Origin of the sequence: Nostoc sp. DedQUE04, assembly GCF_034530995.1 — a bacterium.
Taxonomy (GTDB): Bacteria; Cyanobacteriota; Cyanobacteriia; order Cyanobacteriales; family Nostocaceae; genus Nostoc.
In genome coordinates this window covers 47,698-66,202 of sequence record NZ_JAVRCA010000003.1, presented here as the reverse complement: position 1 = coordinate 66,202, position 18,505 = coordinate 47,698, and the positions used below count along the sequence as shown (strand labels likewise).

Sequence of the window (18,505 nt, the reverse complement as noted above, 5' to 3'; positions counted from 1 at the left end):
ATTAGCCCTTAACCCAAGCGTATTGAGGGAAAAGTGATTTAAAAATTTTTTAGGTGTTATAGCAACCGCCAAGGCGGTTAAGCCGCTGTGTGAAGCACAGCTTCCATCGCATCTCTCAGACAGCCAAATTGAATTATTTGCTTACGAATTCGGCTTTTTAACCATGACCAACATCGCTCAATTTTGTTAAGATCGGGGGAATAAGATGGCAAGTATTTTAACTGACACCCGGCAGCTTCAATTAATTGAATAATCTGTCCACCTTTATGGAAGCTGGCATTATCTGCAATCACGATTTGACCGGGTTTTAATTGGGGGATTAAGCAAGTTTTCAACCAAGTTTCAAACACACTCCTATTACAAGATCCTTCTATCGTAAAGGGAGCAAATAACTGACCATTACATAAAGCGGCGATCATATTAATCCGTCCTTGTCTTCTGCCACTTTTTAGAGCATAAAAGCGCTTCCCTCTTTGATTCCAGCCATAGCTATAATCTTCTCTACTATCCATCCCAGCTTCATCTATATACACTATGTTCTCTGGTCTATACCTGGCTATCTCTTCAATAAATTTAAATCGTTTAACTTCATCTCTTTGTTGATAACCATAAGTTTTTTTTTTCGAGTGAACCCAATTTTATTTAACGCTCGTGATATAGTGCGAACGCTAATTTCTTCCGACCAGAGTTTGGCCATCTCTACTTGAGTTTTATCCCCATTAGCCTCGACAAAGGAAGTAAATTTTTCCCAGTCAGTAATTTTATGCCCATTGCCAGGTGGTTGATTCGGCAATGCTTGAAAATCTCCTGTCTCACGTTGCCGCTTGAGCCATAATCGAATAGTGTTACGACTAATGTTAAATATACGGCTTGCTTCAGTAATTTTTAAGCCATCAAGCAAGATTGCTTGGATCACTTTTTGCCGGAGGTCATAACTATAAGGTTTGGGCATAAGTTTCCCAGAGGTTCTACTGGAGCTTTCATCAAGGTCTACTTCCAGTTTATGGCTTAACCGCCTTGGCGGTTGCTATAAAGAACACAATGAATAAAAATATATTCAATTGTTGTTGAAATATATAATATAAACAAACAACTTAAATAAATTGTAACTAAGTTACAAAATTAGCTATTTACTACAATTTGAGTCAACCAAGAACCTTTTTTTATGAATAGTAATAATTTATATTTATATATGCAATAAAATTAGTTCAATTTTTATTATAAAAATTAATATATATTATCTGAACTACTTGATGCTGTAAAATAAGCAGTGGATTTTGTCGATTAACAAATTAAATCTTAATTTGGTTATTTTTGGTAATGAAAACCAAAAAAATCAGACATAATCAGCATTTTCATTTCACCAAATTAATCTTACGGATGGGTCTAATTGACGAACCACTCATTTTGGTATTATTGCTTTTTCTTCTTCGGCATCACTCTTGCCCGATACTTTCTGATTGCCGGCGGAGCATACTTGCTCTTTTATTTAGTTTTAGGAGCGTCTCTTACCAACAAGAGTTTGCGTTTGAAACCGTTGATGAATTGTGCCATTAAAAAGGATATTGAATTATCAGTAATCTCCACAGTAGTTTTTGCTATTTCTGGAGCATTTATGATCTCAGAGTATAATTTGGGAGCAACCCTGCTATACGCTGACATCTGGAAATACGGACTGTGGTATTTAATAGTTAGCTTTATTGCAGTACTAATTCTTCAAGATACCTACTTTTATTTTATCCATCGGATGTTTCACCATCCTCGAATTTTTAGATGGATGCATTTTGGACACCACCGTTCAGGAGAGCCAACACCCTGGAGTTCTTCTGCCTTCGACTTACCAGAAGCAATTGTACAAGCACTTTTTTTTGTAGGTGTAAGCTTCATAGTTCCCCTGCATTTCGTCACTTTAGTTGCCGCACTTATAACTATGACAGTATGGGCAGTGTTTACTCATCTCGGATTTGAGCTATTTCCTTCCTCATCTAAAAGTGACTGGATTGGAAAGTGGCTTATTGGTTCTATGCATCATTCCATACATCATCGTAAGTATAAAGTACACTACGGTTTGTATTTTACGTTTTGGGATAAACTGCTTGGTACTGAAGATCCTAATTATGAAAACGAAATCCACATAAGAGAGTTTTAACTATAGCAGTCCTAAATCATTTTTTTCTGTTGGCTGTTATTAGTCATTTGTCCTTTGTAATCACATATGACAAAGGACAAAGGACAAATGACTACTGACTATTTAATTTTTGTCGAATTCTCAAGCTTGTTTGGATTCACCCAACGATTGACAAATTCGTTGTTAGGTTTGTACACCTTGATTTGCACTTGCTTGGAACTTAACTTGACTATTTCGGCAGGAATTCTTTGGACATCGCTAGAATCAGTGCGGGGCTTGTAAAGCCAAATGACTTTTTGCCCAACTTGAAAGTTGTTAAGATGATTAGTGAAAGAAGGCGTACTGTCTGCCCAAGATGGGAAAGCAATTACTAAGTTGATTAAAAGTACTAAGACCACTAAAGTGATTTGAAAAAGCTTCATAATCATTGCACTTGTCTTAGGCTTGATGGGGCAATCAATCTGCTGCTCTAGCATTTAGTTATTATCCTTGTTTAGATTCTCAGAGTTGAAAGATCGGTATACTAAAATTTCTTTGGGCAATTTAGTAAAAGTTAAAATATCTACTGATTTCAGGATAAAACGACTTAGAGAATAAAATCAAATAGTCTTATTTGTTAAAACGATAACTTATATTTATATATAGGAATCCGGTTTGATTCCTATAAGAGTTATATATAGAAGATTGTGTTGTAAAAATACGTTTGAGAACAAATGGAATAGCTGGAGTAACAAGTTTATTTTACGAAAGCGATCGCTGTTTGCCGTCAACCCAAAATAAATCTTTTGGCTGAGATATTGAAGCGATCGCTGTTTGCTGAAATTTAAGCCGCCCAAAAAATCGGGGCAGGTGACAAACCCGCCCCAACATCTGATATACTCCGTCCAACGGCTGTAGCTACAGGCTTTAAACTATTAACTAAATGCACCATATCTTCTAAAGAAAGTGCTTGACGGGCATCAGAAACAGATTTTTCTGGTTCTGGGTGACATTCAATAATTAATCCATCTGCACCGCAAGCGATCGCAGCCCTAGCTACAGGTGCGACCAACTCCCGTTTGCCGACGGCATGGGAAGGATCTACAATTACAGGCAAGTGAGTTATTTGCTTGAGTGCTGCCACTGCTCCTAAATCTAGGACGTTACGGGTGTAATCGTCGAAACTGCGAATACCTCTTTCGCACAACACCACATCAGGATTCCCGTGACTAAGGATATATTCAGCAGCCATGACGAATTCTTCAATAGTCGCTGCTAAACCACGTTTGAGCAGTATTGGTTTACCAGCTTGTCCCAAAGCTTTGAGCAAATCAAAGTTTTGCATATTGCGGCTACCAACTTGCAGCATATCAGCGTGGGCGGCGACTACTTCAATTTGGGAAATTGACATCACCTCCGTGACAACTGGCATATTGTAATGCGATCGCACCTTGGCTAAAATCTCTAATCCTGACTCTCCCATACCTTGGAAAGCGTAGGGAGATGTGCGAGGTTTGTAGACACCGCCACGCAACCCCTGTACTGATGCATTAGATAGCTTTTGAGCGACTATCTCCATTTGTTCTAAGCTTTCAACAGTGCAGGGGCCGCCGATAATTACCAGTTCTTTACCGCCGAAAGCGACTTCTTTCGAGATTTTAACGATTGTCTGGTGGTTGAGATGGGCTTGTGCAGCAAGTTTGGCATTAATCATGATTACATTCTCCTGAAAAGTTAAGTATTGGGGATTGGGGATTGGGGATTGGGGATTGGGCATTGGGGATTGGGGATTGGGCATTGGGGATTGGGAATTGGTTATTAATTCTTCTCCCTCATTCCCTCATCTCTCCCTTGTCTCCGTTGTCCGTCTATTCCCCATGCCCCATCCCCAATGCCCCATTCCCATTCCCAAATAATAAAAAAGCCCGAAACCTTTAAAAGTTCCGGGCGCGTTCTGATTCATTGGCATGACGCTATTTACCCGGAATTTATTCTGGGCCAAAAGTAAAAGCCATAAAACCAACTAATGAAATAAGTCATGACAATGAAATTCTCCTTAAAAAAACAAAAACCGCAGAGTTTGCTCTGCGGTTCACCGGGCGGTTTCCATTAGGAAACTTAATTCACCCCCGGTGAACCACCCTAAACCAAAAATAAAAATAGGAATTTGTGTTAAGCATTTGCGGGCTTTTTACTAGAAAACTTAAGAAATATACCTATCTAATGTAAACATAGCAGCAAGAGTGGGCTTTGTCAAGACCTGCACAAACTATAAAAAAACGATAGACTCAGTACAACTCTGGGGATTAAGACTATAACGCTTTGCACAATTCAAAATCACACTCTGTTCTGATTGTACTAGTTGCTTATTTGCGTAGACGAAAAAAGCGGTGAGGGGGTCGCAGTCTTGGCGGTTCCGTCGATTGCGAACCTCCGAACCCGTTGGCGCAGCCTCTCGTAGAGAAGGGCTTGTCATTAAAGATCGCAATAGTTACAGCAGTTTGCAACTAAATAAGGTACATAACCAAGGATTCACAAATCAAATTATTCTTCTGCCTCCTGCCTTTTGCCTCCTGCCTCCTGCCTCCTGCCTCAAAACCAGTGGCTTTATACCTTATGCAAAAGAAAACTGCTGTATATAACCTCAGAAGAAAAATTCAGGATTGAGAAGTTAAAATATATAATTCTCCTGACTTCATCTTACGAAAGCTTATTGCAGGAAATTGACAACCGCCATACCGCCATACATTATTACCCAAGTTCTCATTGACCAGATCAATTTTTTAGGATCATCTGTCTCATTATGCCCAGTTCCAAAATCTTAACCCAATCTTTCGACTATTATGGAGCTTACCCCTGCCCAGTCTGTCGAATAGGTAAGATTTCTCACATGCCATTGATGGAAGCTATGGCTTGTGACTTTTGCCAAGAGATTTTTACAGTCAACTTAGAGCAACAGCAAATCAAGATGCCTTCTAGGCAACCACCTTTAACTTGGCGTTGGAATGGGTTTAATTGGACAGAAGGCCAGTTGGAAGGTATGGAATTAGGTTGGGGTTATGGATTAGCAGCAGCAGTTTTTATAATTCTTCCCACTACTCTAATTGGCATAGTAGCTTACTATTTTCCTGCTAATCTGAAAGAACCCATTACCTGGATGCCATATATTTGGACAATATTAACTTTCTTATCACATTTATCAATTATTGTTTGGATTTATATTGAAGTTTATCAGATTCCAATTGCAGCATATTTTCGAGCGATCGCTCGATGGAGAAATGGAGAGATGGGGAGATGAGAAATCAATTAAAAATTAAAAATTAAAAAACTTCTGCCCCCTGCCCAATGCCCCATGCCCAATGCCCCATGCCCCATGCCCCATAATCCATAACAAATGATGCAGCGTATAAATGACTCCATCACTCATAATTAAGTTGATTGTCCACCAAAATATCGTATGAGCGATCTGGAGCGGTACTATAGAGTTTTGGAATTAGAGCCTGGAGCAACACTTGAAGAAGTGAACCAGGCTTACAAAGATTTAGTTTTTGTTTGGCATCCCGATCGCATTCCCAAAGACAATCTCCGTTTACAGCAGAAAGCACAAGACAAGCTGAAAGCTATAAATGAAGCTCGTGAAAAGTTGCGCTCTCTAAAAACCAAACCTCAAACCACACATCAAACTACATATCAAACCACACATTACTCACCGTCACCTCAACAGGAAAAACCATCTCAACCAACCCAGAAACCACCAAAACAAAACTCAGATTTAAGCGGCAAAGACTACAGTCGGGCAAATTTGAGCAATAAAGACTTATCTGGCAGAAATCTGAGTTATGCCAATTTGAGCGGTGCTAATCTCAGCGATACTTTTATGCACAAAGTCAACCTCAGAGGTGCAAATTTATCTGAAGCAAATTTATTTCGGGCAAATCTACTTTTAGCCGATCTCAGGGAAGCGAATTTACGCGCCGCTAATTTGATTGGAGCGGATCTCAGTGGAGCCGACTTGCGAGGAGCCGACTTGACGGGAGCGCGGATTCGTTCTGGCGAGCGGCTTCTGGTTAAATTAGTTGGGACTAACTTAGCAGGGGCAATTATGCCTGATGGTTCAATTTATCAATAACTAAGGTGGCGCCATAACACCAAAATCCTCATGTAGAGACGCGATTTATCGCGTCTAAAAAAACCAATTATCCACACTAATAACCCTTAACTGAAACGTACAGGACTGACGCAGCTAGATTGTTTGTTGACGTCGGGAATAGGCATAGGGCAATACGCTTGGGTTAGTGCCAAAAACTTTGAAATGTATAGGTTGGGTTGAGGAACGAAACCCAACATTTTCGGGGCTTTGTTGGGTTGCGCTTTGCTTAACCCAACCTACAATTTTTCTTATAGCAAGGGACTGGGGACTGGTGACTGGGGATTGGGTGAAAAGTCTTGTTGTGTCTAAGTTTTATCATCTGTTAATGTCCTAACCACGTTGGCTTGTGCTATAACTTCCAAGAAATAAATTATCCATTTTGTGGGGTGGGCAACATGAGCGCCCTAAATCTGGGACGGGTGGGGACACTCATCCCACAAGAAAATTTGGGATGTTTTTTTATTTGGAAGTCCCTTAACTGAAACGTATTGGTGCATAAATGACTCCTATGCAATGCAATTGAAAACTGCTATATGCCTGTTTGCTTGCCTAAAACACTACAATGAGTACGCGATCTACCCAAATGAGAAAGCAATATGTCTTTTTGCTTGCTGAATCTACCGAAATGAGAAAGCAATCAAGCATTTTGAGAAAGCAATATGCCTTTTTGCTTGCTGAATCTACCGAAATGAGAAAGCAATCAAGCATTTTGAGAAAGCAATATGTCTTTTTGCTTGCTGAATTTACCGAAATGAGAAAGCAATCAAGCATTTTGAGAAAGCAATGTGCCTTTTTGCTTGCTGAATTTACCGAAATGAGAAAGCAATCAAGCATTTTGAGAAAAAATCTATGATTTTTTTTCACAAGTCGGTAATTTGACTTAGCTTTATTAATCCCTACAACCTGCGTGTAAAATTGAATATGATACATCAAGGCTTTTAGGCATTGTGAACTTTTTTATCGGTTGTGCTGTTTGGGCATATAAAGATTGGGTAGGCGAACTCTATCCCCAAGGTACTCGCACTGCTGATTTTCTCCATGTCTATAGTCGTCGCTTCACCACTGTAGAAGGTAACACGACCTTTTATGCCGTGCCTAACCAAGAAACTGTAACTCGTTGGGCTGCCGAAACACCAACAAATTTTGAATTTTGTCTAAAATTACCGCGAGATATTACCCATCAAGGATTGCTGAAACCTTATATACCAGCTGCTTTAAAATTTCTGGAGGCGATGCGCCCTTTAGGTAAACATCTTGGCCCAATTTTTGCCCAGTTACCACCGGGCTATGCACCTGCATTACTTGATGATTTGTCCAACTTTCTGGAAGCTTGGCCGCGTACAGAAGCACCCCTAGCAGTGGAAGTTCGGCATCCCGACTGGTTCAAGGAACCCCATGCTAGTAATTTGACGGCGCTTTTAGAAAATTTAGGTGTCGGACGAGTACTGTTAGACTCGCGCCCCATTTACACTGGAGATGATGACCCCCAATTGCAATCGGAACGGCGCAAACCGAAATTACCGTTGCAATTGAGTGTGACAGCACCTTTTACTCTGATTCGATTTATTTCTCATCCGAATTTATCAGTGAATCAGCCATTTATGGAAGAGTGGGTGAGGCAGATTCAGCAATGGTTACAGATGGGAGTGCAAATTTATTTCTTTGTCCATTGTCCAATAGAAGCGCGATCGCCCAATACAGCCCGTCACTTCCAACAGCTATTGGAACAGAATGGCACACCAGTTCCACCCCTACCTTGGAATAATCTTGAGCATCCCCCCAATCAACTCAGTTTATGGTAATCCTATTTAGTAGATAATTGGGGTTGTAATACTTTTCTGTTAAAGAAAAAACTTTCAGAGCAGTTCTACCAAAGGAGGTTGAGATGAGTCGTCTTCTTTATGAAAATTCAGTTTCATATAAAGGATATCTCATAATTCCATTTGTTTTTGGCAAAGCGGATAATTACGAGATTTATTCGTATAAATTGTTATCTGAGATTGGACACAAAAGCCAATTTCATAAAGCAGAAAATCCAGCAGGAATCTATGGAAGTGGCGTTAGTAACATTATTGATATTGCTAAAGAGCATATCGATCAAAATTCCGAGTTTGTTCATCGGGGGGATAGTTTTAAGTCTCGCTATGTTTATCGGAACAATTTGATTATCATCTTCCAAGAAGGAGACAAATATTTTTATGACCATTATCCACCAGAGTTATTAAATAATATTGCAGATCCAAAGTTATTCAAATCTGAATATGAATGTCTGAATTGGATTAAGCAAGGGTTTGATGGGCGACATCTATGGCAAAGAGCTATTTGAAGAAGGTAGGAGTATTTGCATTTGTGTATTACAGCTATTTACTTGAAAATAGCTGTAATTTGGAATTTTGCTTTGCAGTATTATTTAGATGTCTGCAATTAACCTTGATTTATTGCGCTTGGCTCCATGTAGATAATTTCCCAAATGTGGCCATCTAAGTCAGCAAATCCATGTCCATACATAAAACCGTGATCTTGCGGTTCATTGTAGGTTGTTCCACCAGCGGCGACTGCCTTGCGAACTATTTCATCAACTTGTTCTCGGCTATCAAAAGATAAACACACAAGCACTTCTGTGCTTTTTGTGGCATCACAAATTTCTTTGGGAGTAAACGTCTTAAACTTCTCATTCGTTAAGAGCATGACGAAGATGTTTTCAGACACAATCATACATGTGGTGGTAGTTTCGTCAGTGAATTGAGGATTAAACTCAAAGCCGAGTTGAGTAAAGAACTCGATCGATTGATTGAGGTTTTTAACTGGGAGATTAACGAAAATTTGAGTACTCATGGGTTCTTCTTTTGAATTATTTCACAGTGAACGGAGGAGGCAGGAGGCAGTAGTTTTGAATTGCACAGTCAAAGATCGGCGAAAAAGCGCTGAGGTTTTACAGGGAAGATGCCCATAAGCACCTGCCCACAAGTCAAGGAGTTTTCTGGCAGTTGACCATCCAGGGAATGCCGAATCGATCGACCAACATACCAAAGCGGACAGACCAAAAGGTTTGATCGATCGGCATCTTCACTTTTCCGTTTTCTGCTAAGGTATGAAAGATGCGTTCTGCCTCCGCTGGCTCGTCAACGCTGATTTGCACGTAAAAGCCTTGGGGTGTTTCAAAATACCCAGGCGGACTATCAGACCCCATCAAGAGGCGATCGCCCAGATCGAGGCAGACGTGCATGATTTTGTCATGCCATTCGGCAGGTATATGCTCGGCTGAGGGTGCATCCCCGTGGGTCATCATCATGACAATTTTGCCACCAAGACAGTGTTCGTAGAACTTGAACGCGGCTTCACAGTTACCGTTGAACATGAGATAAGGATTGGGTTTCATGGCGTTGACTCAGTAGATTAGCCTATGGGTTGAGCGTGAATACAGCTTGAGAAGTCTCTGGATCGAATGGAACCGAGAGATGTTCGTGTAATATCTGCCATTCGCCTTGATTTTTCTGGCAGACAGAGGTGACGCGCATCCAGGTCTGCATTGCTGGATGGTCTTGGCTTCCTGTGAAGCGAAATAGCCAATGTGCAACTGCTAAGTCTTCACTGGCGGTAATTTTGAGGTCTCGTGTTTCAATCTCAAAGGTGTCGGGGAAGTAAGGCAAACATTCTTTCCACACTTGACGCCAAGCATCTTTTCCTTGGGTTTGGAAAGGAGGTTTAACATCGAAGACAATAATCTCGTTGGCATAGTGGGACATGATTTGCTCAACATCCTTGGCGCAGATAGCGCGTTGTTGCTCGGCAATTAGTTGGCGAATCTGAACTTCGTTAGTGGCGATCGCGTTTTTGGTTGTCATCGTCATCTCTCCTTTTGGGTTGAGGTTGAGTGCAGTTACGAATTCTCTGGCAAACCTGCAACTTCAATCACAGGTCGAATTTCAACGGTGCCGACGTGCGCGCCTGGAATCCGCGCGGCGATCGCGATCGCTTCGTCGAGATCCTGAGCATTAATCAGAAAAAAACCGCCTAATTGTTCGCGAGTTTCTGCAAACGGCCCGTCAGTTATTAGTGGTTTGCCGTCGCGCACCCGAACGCTGGTTGCAGTTGCCACAGGGTGGAGTGGGGCGGTTGCGAGATACTGCCCCTTCGAGTTGAGTTGTTGTGCCAGTTGTGCGGATTCAACATAACAATGTTCCCGTTCAGTTTGGCTCAGGGCATTTTCCTCCAGGTAAATCAGTAGCAAATATTTCATCAGGTTGCCTCCTTTATTTCCCGTTGTTACTTCCCTTTGTTAGTAAGTCGAACGGTGCTGACTCAAATCGACACTCCACCAAAAATTTTTATCGTTTAGTACGATCTGGGTATACCTCCCTTGTTTCCCTTTGTTAGTAAGTCGAACGGTGCTATCTCAAATCGACACCTCGCCAAAAATTTTTATCGAAGAAAAGAGAAAAACTGCCCCCTGCCTCCTTCAATTCAGGTATGATCCCAAACGCAAAAACAGACGTAAACCAAGCGATCGCCTCCCTTTATCAGGCTGAATGGGGGCGGATCGTCGCCATCCTCATCCGCTTGGTGGGAGATTTCGATGTGGCTGAAGAAGCAGCACAGGAAGCCTTTATAGCCGCCGTGAATCAATGGCAGTCTAGCGGCGTGCCCGATCTCCCCCGTGCGTGGATCGTCAAAACAGCCCGATACAAAGCCATCGATCGCCTCCGACGGCGGACACGGCTGACGGAAAAATTGGAATGGTACGCCGCCTCCGGGTTAATCCCAACCCGCGAGGAGCCAACTTACGACACAGACGAGATTCCAGACGATCGGCTGCGGCTGATCTTTACTTGCTGCCACCCAGCACTAGCGATCGAGGCACAGGTTGCTTTGACGCTGCGGCTGCTGGGCGGACTTGAAACAGATGAAATTGCGCGGGCGTTTCTCGTGCCCACGCCAACGATGGCGCAACGACTGGTACGCGCCAAACGCAAGATTCGGGATGCAGGTATTCCCTATAAAGTGCCGGACACAACCGATCTGTCTGTGCGGGTAGACGCAGTGCTGACGGCGATCTATTTGATTTTCAATGAGGGCTACGCGACGACTAGGGGCGAGACGATGATGAGGGCTGACCTCTGCACAGAAGCGATTCGGCTGGGTCGCCTGGTGAGGACGTTGATGGCACCCCAACCGCCCTCAGAAGTGACTGCACTTTTGGCGCTGATGTTGCTGCACGACTCCCGGCGCGATGCCCGTTTGGATGAGGCAGGCGATCTGGTGTTGCTCGAAGATCAGGATCGTAGTCGCTGGAATCAACAGCAGATTGCTGAGGCGCTACCCCTCGTTGAAGAGGCATTGCGGGGCGAAATTGGTTCGTTTGCAGTGCAAGCAGCGATCGCGGCACTACATTGTCAGGCAGCACAAGCAAAAGAAACGGACTGGTTACAAATTGTTCGCCTCTACGATTTACTCGAACGTTTGCAGCCCTCACCGATTGTTTCGCTGAATCGGGCGGTGGCGATCTCAATGATAGAAAGTCCTCAGACGGCTCTCGGACTGATTGATGGGCTTGCCCCTCAACTTAATGACTATCATCTATTTTACGCCACCCGTGCGGAGATGCTGCGCCGCATTGGAGCCTCAGCGTCAGCCGCAGAGAGCTACGCGATCGCGCTCATGCTGGTTACTAATGACAGCGAACGTCGCTTTCTGGAGCGTCGGCTGCGCGAAGTTCAGCCTTAAAGATAAGGGAATTTTACCAAAAAGCGATCGCACAGTAGAGATATATACAAATCTAAAGACTTTATTAAATAGCTACCCAGGTAAAAAATGGGTAGTTCTCCGCTATCTTTGAGCAAGCGATTCAGGGATAATTATTTCTATAGAAAAGCGCCAGCAAAAATTTTAGGCTGGTATTTAATAAACCGTATATAAAGCAAAGCCCTGAACTTTTATCAGGGCTTTTTAAATCTAAGCAGAGCAATCGCAGCCTTTTAAATCTGATTATTTCGTTGAAGCGATCGATTATTTATATAGTAGTGCTAGTACTAAAACAACTGATGGCAAGACTGGGGAAATTGATGCTGCGGGAAAACCGTGATTTTCATGTCATTCTCAAAATAGAAGCTGCTTTGCATGAGTATTCTTTCCTTGGTCAAGGCATTTGCATTTTAGCCTCAACCACTCTACAAAAATTGCTCTATAAATAATCTACATAATAAACTACGATAAAGCTATCGGAATAGTGCTTTTAAAGATTATGAGCAACACTAAAAAAGTTAGTGACGACTTGAGCGCTGCTCCCCAACTAACTTCTGAGGAGTTAAAACAGGCAGCCCAAGAGGGATTTAAGTCAGTGCTAAACCTGCGTTCTCCCGATGAAGCAGGTTTTCTCAGTGACGAACAGCAGCAAGCTGAAGCGGCTGGACTGCAATATGCTAATGTACCATTAAAGCCTTCAGAAGCAAATCAAGAGCAAACAGAGTTAGCAATTCAGGAAATTGAGAACTTACCCAAACCAATTTTAATTCACTGTGCTGCTGGAGCCAGGGCTGGTGGTATCGCCTTGATTGCCAATGCTATTAGTGAAGGTCTGACTTATGAGGAAATTAGTCAGAAAGCTCAAGAGCTTGGTTTAAATTTAGAACAACCCCACCTCAAGCAATTCCTACTTGAAAAGTATATTGCCAAGCAAAAATGACTAACTCAGCACCAAGTCGTTTGGGTGAACTCGCCAACCTGTTTTTTAAATTGGGCGTCATCGGCTTTGGAGGCCCGGTTGCCCATATTGCCATGATTGAAGATGAAGTAGTTAAGCGGCGTCAATGGTTGACAAGGGAGCATTTTCTAGATTTGCTGGGTGCAACTAACCTAATTCCTGGGCCAAATTCCACAGAAATGGCTATCCACATAGGATACATCTATGCAGGATGGCTGGGGCTGATTGTGTCAGGCGTTTGTTTTGTCTTGCCTGCGGTTCTAATTACTGGTGGGTTTGCTTGGGTTTATGTTGCCTACGGTACTCTACCCCAAATTACTCCTTTGCTTTATGGGATTAAACCGGCCGTTTTAGCAATTATCATCAATGCCCTGTGGGGGTTAGCCAAAAAGGCTGTGAAAACTCGCCAATTACTAGTAATCGCTTTCGCTGTGGCATTGCTGACATTGTTATTCAAATTAAATGAAGTAATTGCCCTATTAATTGGGGGATTGCTGGGTATGGTTTGGTTACATTCTGGCGAAAAAAACGATAAACCAGGAGATAAAGCCAACTTTCTGATTGCTAGTCTCAGTACAGGTGCAACTTTGAAAGCATCGGCTGTACTTGCTACATCAGTAGGGGCTGCATCTACTGTAGCTAATGTTTCTTTATGGCAATTGGGTTGGTTTTTTCTCAAAATCGGTAGTGTCTTGTTTGGTGGTGGCTACCTGTTGGTGGCTTTTCTGCAAGGGGAATTAGTTCAAGAATACGGCTGGCTGACACAACAGCAGTTATTAGATGCGATCGCAATTGGTCAATTTACCCCTGGGCCAGTACTTTCCACTGCTACCTTTATCGGTTATGTGATTGCTGGCATACCTGGCGCAATTGTTGCCACAATCGGAATTTTTCTACCTTCTTTTGTTTTTGTTGCTGCCCTAAATCCTCTAATTCCACGCTTACGAGCTTCTTCTTGGACTAGAGCATTTTTGGATGCTGTGAATGTTAGTGCTGTAGCCTTAATGGTTGTGACTACTCTACAACTGGGGACAGCAACTTTAACATTACCACAAGCCCCATTTGTAGATTTTCTCGGCTTGGCGATCGCGATCGTCTGTGCCATTTTAGCCATTCACTTTCGCATCAATGCTGCATGGTTAGTCTTTGGTAGCGCCTTCATTGGATGGGGTGCTTCACTCTTGGGCTACACTCGATGAAATTGCAAGTATAGCAAGGGACTGGGGACTGGGGACTGGGGACTGGGTGAAAAGCCTTTTTGTGTCTAAGTTTTATCGTCTGTTGATGTCCTAACCACCTTGCCTGTTGCTATATTTGAGATTACTCATAGCTTTTAGCTTGACTTTATATTATTAGCGATCGCATTTCCAATCCATTAGACATCTAATATAAAAGAATGTAGAGACGTAGCAGTGATACGTCTCTACAAAGGTTTTAAATGGAGATATTTTATCGATAATCTTGACTTTGAATGCTCCCTAAACGAGCAGCATCACGAATATTGTAGTCAGCACGGGTAAAGCGATTTAGCTGCATTTCAAAAAAGTCTCGATTAGCTTGTAAATGCTTGGGATTTTGGTCATCTAATGGATATAAAAGTGCAGTTCGTAAAGCTTGAATTACCGCAGAAGTGACACAGTACATTGAACGTTGAAAACTCACTCCCAACTGAATCAACATATCTTCTTCACCCCGGCAATGTTGGCTGTAGTAATCCACAAGATAGGGTGGTAAAAAATGCAACATATCTTGCATTAATAATGTTGGGGGAATGCCAGCAGTACCCACTGGGAATACATCAGCGTAAAGAATACCATAGTGAAAATCTTTTTGGTTTTCCGGCACTTGACGCGCTTGAGCATTATAAGATTTTGTTCCTCTAAAGGGTGAAGTGCGGTAGAAAACTGCTTCTACATAAGGTAGTGCAGCTTCGTATAACCACATGAAACCCTTAGATTTGGGGATAATTTCGTAGCATTCACCACGAATATAAACGTGATGGTAAATGGGACGACCTGCGATCGCAAATATACCATTAACTATGAAGCTCATCGCCTCTGGGACGCTGCTAATGGTACCTTCATCATAGCGATCGGACATTTCAAAGAATACTGGGGCCATGATTTCCCAGAATAAGCCCAGGTTAGCGTAGTATGACATCTGGCGGCACTGTTCCAAAAACATATCGGGGAACAGCGTGTAAAGTCCCAGCATTACCGGGTTGCCTTGGAAGTAAGCTTTAATTGCTCGGTCGGCGTTGGCTTTGTATTCTTCAGAATCTAGGTAAGGGTCAAATTGTCCACCCATCCCTCTGTGCCACAACATCGCCCGCATACAAGCTTCCGCAAATTCCATGTTAATGCGATCGTGCAACAAGTGATGCAATAACTTCGGCATTTTGAAAGTTTCACCCTTTTCCAGAAATGCCAAGAGTTCTGGATGTGCAGTCGCTTCGCCGCGCCAAATTCGTAAATCGGCATCATCACCAGCATAATGATTATGCAGTTCTAAATACTCTTTAGGTAAGAAGTATTTAAAGAAGGGAAGCGGGTTTAAAAATTCGCGTTCGGCAATATAAAGTAGGTCACGCCAGTAGAAATCCATCGGTACAGCATAAGCTTTATATAAACCGATGATTTGCATCAAATTTTCTGGAGTATCGGGTAACATTGCACCGCCAGCTTCTAAGCGGTGAATTACTTCGGCAAATTCATGTGTGGAAGGAGGTAATTTAATTGCTGTTTTAATTGCTGTCATGGTAATTGTAAATTGGTAGAGACGCGATTTATCGCGTCTGTGGGATGGATTTTGAGACGCGATAAATCGCCGTCTCTACAAGTGTTTTTATCTATTTACTATTTCAGCGCAACTTCGGAGACTACGGTTTTTTCTAAGGGGGGAATTGCAGCCACCATTGTTGTAGTTGTGGATTCACTCCAACGCACTAACCAAGTGGGTTGTACTCCTAAAAAGATGATGAAAGCTGCCAAAATTAAAGCGGGGATTTTTTCAGACCACAGAACTTTGGGATAGTAGGCGAAGTTATCGAGTCTGCCAAAACAAGTGCGATTGAGGAGGATGAGAAAATAAACTGCGGTTAATCCACTAGCCACTATACACAAAATTGTTGGAATGGGGAAGGCAGAGAAACTACCTTGAAAGACAATAAATTCTGCGATAAATCCTGTTAAACCGGGAATCCCTGCGCTAGCCATTCCGCTTAAAACTAGTAAGGCGCTAATTAGGGGTAAACCGCGTATGGGACTCATTAAACCATTGAGTTTATCTAACTCGCGAGTGCCAACTTTGGCTTCCACGACTCCCACCAAGTGGAAGAGAATTGCCAAGATGAGTCCGTGGCTGAACATTTGGGCGACTGCACCAACGAGTGCTAAGGGAGTACTAGCAGCACCAGCTAACAAAATATAGCCCATGTGACCAACGGAACTGTATGCTACCATGCGCTTGATATCTGTTTGAGCGATCGCAATTACTGCCCCATAAATAGCGCCGATTGCTCCCCAAATCGCTAGAGTCGGTGCAATAATACTCCAAGCATGAGGAAACATACCCAACCCAAATCGCAGCAATCCATAAGTTCCCAGCTTTGCTAACACGCCACCGAGAAGAATGGCAATTGGTGCTGAAGCCTCAACGTAAGCATCGGGTAGCCAAGTATGGAAGGGAATTAAGGGAATTTTAATTCCAAAACCTAATACTATTCCTGCTAGTAAAAGGATTTGCTTTGTTGTTGAGAGGTTTTCTGTAGAGACTGCATCAAAAGCAAAATTGGTAGAACCACTAAGCCATACCATACCCAAGAATGTTGCTAGAATTAAAGCTCCCGAAACAGCAGTATAAATCAGGAATTTCATCCCAGCATAACCCCGTTTTGCCCCTCCCCAAATGGAAATTAGCAAATAGAACGGGATTAATTCTAGTTCGTAAAATAGGAAGAATAGCAGTAAATTCTCTGCTAAAAAAGCACCTGCAACTCCTCCACTAACTAATAAAATCATGGAGTAGAATAGCCGGGGACGTTCAGTTTCTTGACTACTGCTGTAAATAGCAATCCAGGTGAGCAGGCTATTTAACACCAACATCAAGATAGAAAGCCCATCAACACCTATTTGATAGCTCAAACCAAGGGTTTCATTCCAGGGTAAATACTCTTTAAATTGCATTCCTGGATTGCTGATATCAAATTTTAACAAGATAAACAGGTTCCAGAACAGAACTATTCCCGAAAATATTAATGATATTAAACGAATGCGATGCTTAGGTATACTTCCAGGTAATATTGCTATGATAATAGCAACAAAAATTGGGAGCCAAATTAAGACACTTAACATGGGAATTTTGTCCTTTGTTTTTTGTCATTTGTCATTTGTCCTTTGTCCTTTGTCCTTTATGAATCAATACGCTTTAGTTAAGAGAATAATAGATTGGATTGAGCGTATGCGTTACCCAACTAAAGTCTCGATAATGTTGGTTTACTTTTCTCCTTTGGAGACGCTACGCGAATAGGAAGCAAGCTAAGGTGATTTCCGACAAAGAAAATACCTGGGTTGGCGAGTCTCGACTTCTCTGCGAGACGCTACGCGAACGCTCAACTCTCGATTTATCAGTTGGTTGAGCGAAGTCGAAACCAACGCTATCGGTATATTTATTCTTGTAAATCACCTAAGTTGTTCAACCCAACATATATCAGTATAACTTTCAGGCTTAACTGAACTGTATTGCTTTATGACTTACTCTTAGCCAATGACTAATGACAAAGGACAAAGGACAAAAAAGCTAACTTACTAGACTGATTTTTCCACTATCTAAATCGTAATAACCTCCGACTATTTTCAGTTTTTCTGCCTTGATTAACTCAGATAAAACTGTCGATGATTTCAATGTTTCAATTTGCGCCAAAATATTTGCTTTACAAGCATTTTCTAACTTATCTCCTGATTGATCTTTTGAGCTTTCTACACTTGGTTTAATTGCTTCAAGCAAACTTCCAATTCGCCCTGGCACTGAAGCACCTTTAATTGCCGCCTCTACCGCACCACATCTTTCATGTCCCACAACCATGATAACTTTAGTACCTAACACTAAGCTACCAAATTCTAAGCTACCAATTTGCTGTGTTGTGGCAATATTACCAGCTATCCGGCAGACAAATAAATCTCCAAGTCCTTGGTCAAAAACAATCTCTGAAGGAACCCGTGAATCTGCACAACCTAGAATAGAAGCAAAGGGCTTTTGACCTTTGGCAATTTCGACTAAACGTGATTTAGTTTGGTTAGGATTGCGCCGTCTTGCTTTAACAAACCGATCGTTTCCATCTAATAATTCTTGCAATACCTTGTCAGGTGTAAGATCATCTGGTGCTGATTTTGTTTCGACTGCAAGTAAGTTGGAACTAAGTCCGGCTGTCAATACACCTGTACCGATCGCACCTGCACCAAACTTCAATAAACCTCTTCTAGAAACATTGATTTGGGGATGTTGTCTGCTCATGAAATTCTCCTCACAATATTAAATTGTTAACTTTTAG

At 42.2% G+C, this 18,505-nt stretch carries 20 protein-coding genes; 10 read left to right on the top strand and 10 right to left on the bottom strand.

Features of this window, described 5'->3' with window-relative positions; all coding sequences use genetic code 11:
- Positions 1–77: 77 nt before the first annotated feature.
- A protein-coding gene (locus RM049_RS02925; protein WP_322703094.1) for an IS630 family transposase occupies positions 78–952 on the bottom strand; the annotation gives its coding sequence in 2 pieces (ribosomal slippage) (positions 78–620 and positions 623–952; 873 coding nt in all).
- 438 nt (positions 953–1,390) lie between these two features.
- Here RM049_RS02925 and RM049_RS02920 point away from each other — a divergent pair.
- Positions 1,391–2,149: a sterol desaturase family protein gene (locus RM049_RS02920; protein WP_322690359.1), complete on the top strand. Its 759-nt coding sequence runs from the start codon at positions 1,391–1,393 to the stop codon at positions 2,147–2,149.
- 98 nt (positions 2,150–2,247) lie between these two features.
- Here RM049_RS02920 and RM049_RS02915 read toward each other — a convergent pair whose 3' ends face one another.
- Positions 2,248–2,550, bottom strand: a complete 303-nt coding sequence (locus tag RM049_RS02915) for a hypothetical protein (RefSeq protein ID WP_322703093.1) — start codon at positions 2,548–2,550, stop codon at positions 2,248–2,250.
- A 401-nt stretch (positions 2,551–2,951) separates the two neighbouring features.
- Positions 2,952–3,821 (bottom strand): 3-deoxy-7-phosphoheptulonate synthase, encoded by an 870-nt coding sequence (gene aroF / locus RM049_RS02910; protein ID WP_322702633.1) that lies wholly within the window; start codon positions 3,819–3,821, stop codon positions 2,952–2,954.
- 1,089 nt (positions 3,822–4,910) lie between these two features.
- On the opposite strand from aroF, the gene RM049_RS02905 reads away from it, so the two are divergent.
- From RM049_RS02905 to RM049_RS02885, 5 genes are all read left to right on the top strand, one after another.
- Positions 4,911–5,405: a hypothetical protein gene (locus RM049_RS02905; protein ID WP_322674463.1), complete on the top strand. Its 495-nt coding sequence runs from the start codon at positions 4,911–4,913 to the stop codon at positions 5,403–5,405.
- Between the two features lie 159 nt (positions 5,406–5,564).
- Positions 5,565–6,236: a pentapeptide repeat-containing protein gene (locus RM049_RS02900; protein WP_322674464.1), complete on the top strand. Its 672-nt coding sequence runs from the start codon at positions 5,565–5,567 to the stop codon at positions 6,234–6,236.
- Positions 6,237–6,840: 604 nt separating this feature from the next.
- Entirely contained in the window at positions 6,841–7,110 is a 270-nt protein-coding gene (locus RM049_RS02895) for a hypothetical protein (RefSeq protein ID WP_322703092.1), read from the top strand.
- 94 nt (positions 7,111–7,204) lie between these two features.
- A complete protein-coding gene (locus RM049_RS02890; protein WP_322703091.1) occupies positions 7,205–8,059 on the top strand; it encodes a DUF72 domain-containing protein in 855 nt (284 codons plus the stop codon).
- A gap of 83 nt (positions 8,060–8,142) precedes the next feature.
- Entirely contained in the window at positions 8,143–8,583 is a 441-nt protein-coding gene (locus RM049_RS02885) for a hypothetical protein (RefSeq protein WP_322703090.1), read from the top strand.
- Positions 8,584–8,681: 98 nt separating this feature from the next.
- Here the strand turns inward: RM049_RS02885 and RM049_RS02880 are convergent, their stop codons facing one another.
- From RM049_RS02880 to RM049_RS02865, 4 genes are all read right to left on the bottom strand, one after another.
- Positions 8,682–9,092 (bottom strand): VOC family protein, encoded by a 411-nt coding sequence (locus tag RM049_RS02880; RefSeq protein WP_322703089.1) that lies wholly within the window; start codon positions 9,090–9,092, stop codon positions 8,682–8,684.
- A gap of 133 nt (positions 9,093–9,225) precedes the next feature.
- A complete protein-coding gene (locus RM049_RS02875; RefSeq protein ID WP_322703088.1) occupies positions 9,226–9,636 on the bottom strand; it encodes a VOC family protein in 411 nt (136 codons plus the stop codon).
- Between the two features lie 22 nt (positions 9,637–9,658).
- Positions 9,659–10,102 carry a YybH family protein gene (locus RM049_RS02870; RefSeq protein WP_322674470.1) on the bottom strand — a complete coding sequence of 148 codons (444 nt, stop codon included), beginning with the start codon at positions 10,100–10,102 and terminating at the stop codon, positions 9,659–9,661.
- Between the two features lie 35 nt (positions 10,103–10,137).
- Positions 10,138–10,497, bottom strand: coding sequence for a YciI family protein (locus RM049_RS02865; protein WP_194046572.1), 360 nt, complete (start codon positions 10,495–10,497; stop codon positions 10,138–10,140).
- 230 nt (positions 10,498–10,727) lie between these two features.
- On the opposite strand from RM049_RS02865, the gene RM049_RS02860 reads away from it, so the two are divergent.
- From RM049_RS02860 to chrA, 4 genes are all read left to right on the top strand, one after another.
- Positions 10,728–11,981, top strand: a complete 1,254-nt coding sequence (locus RM049_RS02860) for an RNA polymerase sigma factor (protein ID WP_322703087.1) — start codon at positions 10,728–10,730, stop codon at positions 11,979–11,981.
- 296 nt (positions 11,982–12,277) lie between these two features.
- Positions 12,278–12,448 carry a hypothetical protein gene (locus RM049_RS02855; protein WP_322703086.1) on the top strand — a complete coding sequence of 57 codons (171 nt, stop codon included), beginning with the start codon at positions 12,278–12,280 and terminating at the stop codon, positions 12,446–12,448.
- 50 nt (positions 12,449–12,498) lie between these two features.
- Positions 12,499–12,939 carry a beta-lactamase hydrolase domain-containing protein gene (locus RM049_RS02850; RefSeq protein ID WP_322684432.1) on the top strand — a complete coding sequence of 147 codons (441 nt, stop codon included), beginning with the start codon at positions 12,499–12,501 and terminating at the stop codon, positions 12,937–12,939.
- A complete protein-coding gene (gene chrA, locus RM049_RS02845) occupies positions 12,936–14,156 on the top strand; it encodes a chromate efflux transporter (protein ID WP_322703085.1) in 1,221 nt (406 codons plus the stop codon). Before RM049_RS02850 ends, chrA begins: the two co-directional genes overlap by 4 nt.
- A 250-nt stretch (positions 14,157–14,406) precedes the next feature.
- Here the strand turns inward: chrA and RM049_RS02840 are convergent, their stop codons facing one another.
- From RM049_RS02840 to RM049_RS02830, 3 genes are all read right to left on the bottom strand, one after another.
- A complete protein-coding gene (locus RM049_RS02840; RefSeq protein WP_322703084.1) occupies positions 14,407–15,714 on the bottom strand; it encodes a CO2 hydration protein in 1,308 nt (435 codons plus the stop codon).
- Positions 15,715–15,812: 98 nt separating this feature from the next.
- Complete coding sequence (locus RM049_RS02835; RefSeq protein ID WP_322674476.1) at positions 15,813–17,309, bottom strand: NADH-quinone oxidoreductase subunit M; 1,497 nt, start codon at positions 17,307–17,309, stop codon at positions 15,813–15,815.
- 445 nt (positions 17,310–17,754) lie between these two features.
- Positions 17,755–18,468, bottom strand: coding sequence for a carbonic anhydrase (locus RM049_RS02830; RefSeq protein ID WP_322674477.1), 714 nt, complete (start codon positions 18,466–18,468; stop codon positions 17,755–17,757).
- Positions 18,469–18,505: the final 37 nt, after the last annotated feature.

What these genes read in the sequence shown, in the direction of transcription:
- RM049_RS02915 (WP_322703093.1), bottom strand. Translation starts at nt 2,550, where the DNA reads ATGAAGCTTTTTCAAATCACTTTAGTGGTCTTAGTACTTTTAATCAAC.
- aroF (WP_322702633.1), bottom strand. Translation starts at nt 3,821, where the DNA reads ATGATTAATGCCAAACTTGCTGCACAAGCCCATCTCAACCACCAGACA.
- RM049_RS02905 (WP_322674463.1), top strand. Translation starts at nt 4,911, where the DNA reads ATGCCCAGTTCCAAAATCTTAACCCAATCTTTCGACTATTATGGAGCT.
- RM049_RS02900 (WP_322674464.1), top strand. Translation starts at nt 5,565, where the DNA reads ATGAGCGATCTGGAGCGGTACTATAGAGTTTTGGAATTAGAGCCTGGA.
- RM049_RS02895 (WP_322703092.1), top strand. Translation starts at nt 6,841, where the DNA reads ATGAGAAAGCAATATGTCTTTTTGCTTGCTGAATCTACCGAAATGAGA.
- RM049_RS02885 (WP_322703090.1), top strand. Translation starts at nt 8,143, where the DNA reads ATGAGTCGTCTTCTTTATGAAAATTCAGTTTCATATAAAGGATATCTC.
- RM049_RS02880 (WP_322703089.1), bottom strand. Translation starts at nt 9,092, where the DNA reads ATGAGTACTCAAATTTTCGTTAATCTCCCAGTTAAAAACCTCAATCAA.
- RM049_RS02875 (WP_322703088.1), bottom strand. Translation starts at nt 9,636, where the DNA reads ATGAAACCCAATCCTTATCTCATGTTCAACGGTAACTGTGAAGCCGCG.
- RM049_RS02870 (WP_322674470.1), bottom strand. Translation starts at nt 10,102, where the DNA reads ATGACAACCAAAAACGCGATCGCCACTAACGAAGTTCAGATTCGCCAA.
- RM049_RS02865 (WP_194046572.1), bottom strand. Translation starts at nt 10,497, where the DNA reads ATGAAATATTTGCTACTGATTTACCTGGAGGAAAATGCCCTGAGCCAA.
- RM049_RS02860 (WP_322703087.1), top strand. Translation starts at nt 10,728, where the DNA reads ATGATCCCAAACGCAAAAACAGACGTAAACCAAGCGATCGCCTCCCTT.
- RM049_RS02850 (WP_322684432.1), top strand. Translation starts at nt 12,499, where the DNA reads ATGAGCAACACTAAAAAAGTTAGTGACGACTTGAGCGCTGCTCCCCAA.
- chrA (WP_322703085.1), top strand. Translation starts at nt 12,936, where the DNA reads ATGACTAACTCAGCACCAAGTCGTTTGGGTGAACTCGCCAACCTGTTT.
- RM049_RS02840 (WP_322703084.1), bottom strand. Translation starts at nt 15,714, where the DNA reads ATGACAGCAATTAAAACAGCAATTAAATTACCTCCTTCCACACATGAA.
- RM049_RS02835 (WP_322674476.1), bottom strand. Translation starts at nt 17,309, where the DNA reads ATGTTAAGTGTCTTAATTTGGCTCCCAATTTTTGTTGCTATTATCATA.
- RM049_RS02830 (WP_322674477.1), bottom strand. Translation starts at nt 18,468, where the DNA reads ATGAGCAGACAACATCCCCAAATCAATGTTTCTAGAAGAGGTTTATTG.